Below are 3,895 nucleotides of genomic sequence, written 5' to 3'. Positions count from 1 at the left end.
GGGCGAGTGCGGCAACGCCGGCGCGGGCCGAGGCCGCGTCATCCTCGGGGCCTCCCTCCATGACCACCAGCGCGTCCATGCCGCCGGCGAGCAGGATTTCGATGCGGTCGCGCGCGATGCCATAGGTTCCTGGCAGCTCCAGAGCATCCGCCAGGGCCATGAGGCCGGAGCTGCCCGCCGCCGCATAGATGAGACGCCCGCCCTTTTCGAGGCTGGAGGCGGCCAGCGCCGCGCCGCGGGCAATGTCGGGAACGGCTTCGGCCACGGCCTGCGCGGCCTGCGCCTGCGCCGCCGCCAGGATCGCCAGCGCCTCCTCAGGCGCCATCATGTCGAACCCGGGCGCCCGCGCATGGGTCATTTCAGTCTGCGTCGCGCTCATGCGGTCCTCCTGCCGGTAGTAATGCCAAAAAAATACCACTTGTCCAGCCCGAGGGGGGCGGATAAGTCCGGGGCGAACGGAAAAGCGATAAATAGTCCAATAAGACCAGCGCCGTGCGGCGGAACGGCGGAAACGCCGTTTAGGGCTTGGTGAATGGTATTTTATTGGTATTATGCGACAGCGGAAGCGCGCCTTGGCCGCTTCCACCATGAGATGATAGGGATCGGGCCGCCGGTTGCAACAGGCGAAGGGGGACATATTGGCCGACGTGTCGAACAGTTTCTTTGCCGATGGGCCGGTGGTCCTGCCTTCGGGGGGGCCGCTTTATCTCCAGCTCAAGCGCTGGATCGAGGATGCCATTCATCGCGGCGCCATCAACCCCGGCGACGCGCTGCCCTCCGAGCGCGACCTGGCCACGCGCGTGGACGTGTCGCGCGTGACGGTGCGCAAGGCGGTGACGCAGCTGGTCAAGGACGGCGTATTGGTGCAGCGGCACGGCTCGGGCACCTTCGTGGCCTCGCCCAGCCAGCGCGTCGAGCAGTCGCTGTCCCAGCTCACCTCCTTCACCGAGGACATGGCGCGGCGCGGCATGGCGGTGCGGGCCGAATGGCTCGATCGGGGGCTCTACCTGCCCTCGCCGGAGGAAACCGTGATCCTGGGGCTTTCGGCCGGCGAGCGCGTGGCGCGCATCGCCCGCCTGCGCCTGACCGAGGATACGCCGCTGGCCATCGAGCGCGCCAGCCTTTCGACCAGCGTGCTGCCCGACCCGGCCGGCATCGGCGATTCGCTCTATAAATATCTCGACAAATCCGGCAAGCGCCCCATCCGCGCCATCCAGCGCATCCGCGCCGCCAATCTGGGACCGGAGGATGCGCATCTGCTGCAGGTGCCGGTGGGCTCGGCCGGGCTCAATATCGAGCGCACATCCTATCTCGCCTCCGGGCGTGTTATCGAATTCACCCGCTCCATATATAGGGGCGACACCTATGATTTCGTCGCCGAGCTGCGTCTCGGCGATTCCCCAGCCAATGGAGCCAGCAAGCCGTGACCGTGACGCCCCCCACCTTCATGCGCCAGGAAGTGGACGCCATCCCCGGCGTCGTCGCCAATTTCCTCGATCGGAGCGGGCCGGTGCTCGATGCCGCCGCCGCTGCCCTGCGCGCGCGCGATCCGTCGACGGTGGTGACCGTGGCGCGCGGTTCGTCCGACCACGCCTGCACCTATCTCAAATATGCCATCGAGCTGACCCTGGGCCTGCCCGTGGCCTCCATCGGTCCCTCTGTCGCCTCGATCTACGGGCGCGACCTGAAGCTCGACCATTGCGCCGCCATCGCCATTTCCCAATCGGGCAAGAGCCCCGATATCGTGGGGCTGGCCCAGTCGGCCCGCCGCTCGGGCGCCTCGACCATCGCCATCACCAATACGCCCGGCTCACCGCTGGCCGATGCCGCCGATTTCACCGTGGACATGCTGGCCGGCGTGGAGCAATCGGTTGCTGCGACCAAGACTTTCGTCACCTCGGTGGTGGCCGGGCTGGCGCTGGTTGCCCGCTGGAGCGGCGATGCCGCCCTGCACAAGGCGGTAGACGATTTGCCTCGGGCGCTGGCCGAGGCCGTTGCCTGCGACTGGTCGGACATGATCGGGGCGCTGGATGGGCAGAACGCCCTTTACGTGCTGGGGCGGGGCCCCGGCCTGGCCATCGCCCACGAGGCGGCGCTCAAGTTCAAGGAAACCTGCAATGTCCAGGGCGAGGCCTATAGTGCCGCCGAGGTCATGCATGGCCCGGTAGCCGTGGTGACGCCGGGCTATCCGGTGCTGGGACTGGCGGCGCGCGACGCCGCCGAGCCCTCGGTGGCCGACATGACGCACAAGCTGGCCGGGCAGGGCGCCATCGGCTTCCTCACCAGCGACCGCCCGGGCGCTGCCAAACGCCTGCCTTTTGCCGCCACCGGCCATCCGCTGACCGATCCGCTGGCGCTGATCGTCACGTTCTATGGCTTCGTGGAGGCCCTGGCCCGTCATCGCGGCTTCAACCCCGACAAGCCCGTGGCGCTCAAGAAGGTGACGGAAACCTTATGAGCGATCTTCTCTCCATAAAGGGCGCCCGTATATTCGATGGGCATGACTGGCACGAGCATGCCGCGCTGCTGGTCGAATTCGGCCACGTGTCGGCCATCGTGCCGGAAGCCGAGATTCCGGCCAATGCCGCACAGGTGAGCCTCGAAGGCGGCCTGCTGGTGCCCGGCTTCATCGATTTGCAGGTCAATGGCGGAGGCGGGGTGTTGTTCAACAACGATCCCAGCCTCGAAGCCATCCGCACCATTTGCGCCGCCCACGCCCCCTTCGGCACCACGGCGCTGCTGCCGACGCTGATCACCGATACGCCGGCGGTCAACATCGCCGCCATCGCCGCCGGAAAAGCCGCCGCCGAAGCAGGCGTGCCCGGCTTTCTCGGCCTGCATCTGGAAGGCCCGCATCTGGCGCTGGCGCGCAAGGGCACGCATGATCCGGCCCTGATCCGCCCGATGGACGACGAGGATCTGTCGCGCCTTGTCGCGGCTCGCGCCGCCCTGCCTAATCTTCTGGTGACGGTTGCCGCCGAAACCGTGCGCCCCGAGCAGATCGCTGCGCTGGCCGAGGCCGGCATCATCGTCAGCCTGGGCCATTCCGATACCGACGGCGCCACCGCCGCCGCCGCCTTCGCCGCCGGGGCGAGCATGGCCACGCATCTGTTCAACGCCATGAGCCAGCTCGGCAATCGCGAGCCGGGGCTGGTGGGCAGCGTGCTCACCCATGATGGCGTGCATGCCGGGCTCATTGCCGATGGCATTCACGTGCATCCCGCCGCCATCGAGATCGCGCTGCGCGCCAAAAAGGGCAGTGGCCACATCTTCCTGGTCACCGACGCCATGTCCCAGACAGGCACCGACATCAAGGTGCTCACCCTCAACGGCCGCACCATAACCCGCGCCGACGGGGCGCTGCGGCTGGCCGATGGAACGCTGGCCGGCGCCGATCTCGACATGATCGACGCGGTGGAGTTCATGCATTCCCGCATCGGCCTGCCGCTGGAGGAAGCTCTGCGCATGGCCTCGCTCTATCCGGCCCAGGCCATGGGGTTGGAGGCCGAAATGGGCCACCTGCGTCCCGGCGCCATCGCCAGCTTCGTGCATCTGACCGCAGAGCGTCAGGTGGGCGCCACCTGGATCGCCGGCAGGGAGATGTGGCGGGCCTGAGCGGGCCTGGTCATAGCCCGATAGCACCGCATCCACCACGCGGCTCCTCCCCCTCTGAAGGGGGAGGGCCGGGGGGCGCTTTGAAGCTCACCGCCCGCTCGCCACATTCCCCGCTCCCCCTCCCGATTCCAGTCATATTGCCGCCATATCCCCGCCCCGCGCGGGAAGCGCGCCGGCGTGCACCGCCTGCTCCAGAAGCGGTTTCAGTGCCCGGTCCGGAGCCGAAAGCTCCCGGAAACCTGCATATTTAACGTTTCCTTCAGTCAGGTTAACGAGGGGT

General features: G+C 67.7%; 3 protein-coding genes and 1 pseudogene. 3 read left to right on the top strand and 1 reads right to left on the bottom strand.

The window, feature by feature from the left end:
* Positions 1-379: pseudogene (locus VDP82_RS15200) on the bottom strand (N-acetylmuramic acid 6-phosphate etherase); the annotation flags it as partial.
* Positions 380-638: 259 nt separating this feature from the next.
* Between VDP82_RS15200 and VDP82_RS15195 the strand changes: the two are divergent.
* From VDP82_RS15195 to nagA, 3 genes are read left to right on the top strand one after another with little or no spacing between them, the layout of a single operon-like run.
* Positions 639-1,427, top strand: a complete 789-nt coding sequence (locus VDP82_RS15195; RefSeq protein WP_323015673.1) for a GntR family transcriptional regulator — start codon at positions 639-641, stop codon at positions 1,425-1,427.
* Between the two features lie 2 nt (positions 1,428-1,429).
* Positions 1,430-2,458: an SIS domain-containing protein gene (locus VDP82_RS15190; RefSeq protein ID WP_323015674.1), complete on the top strand. Its 1,029-nt coding sequence runs from the start codon at positions 1,430-1,432 to the stop codon at positions 2,456-2,458.
* Positions 2,455-3,615, top strand: a complete 1,161-nt coding sequence (gene nagA / locus VDP82_RS15185) for an N-acetylglucosamine-6-phosphate deacetylase (protein ID WP_323015672.1) — start codon at positions 2,455-2,457, stop codon at positions 3,613-3,615. The genes VDP82_RS15190 and nagA overlap by 4 nt, the downstream gene beginning before the upstream one ends.
* The last annotated feature ends 280 nt before the right edge of the window (positions 3,616-3,895 follow it).

It is taken from the genome of Devosia sp., assembly GCF_034675085.1.
GTDB lineage: Bacteria > Pseudomonadota > Alphaproteobacteria > Rhizobiales > Devosiaceae > Devosia.
Note: the sequence above shows the minus strand (reverse complement) of the source record. Positions and strands in the feature narration are given on the sequence as shown.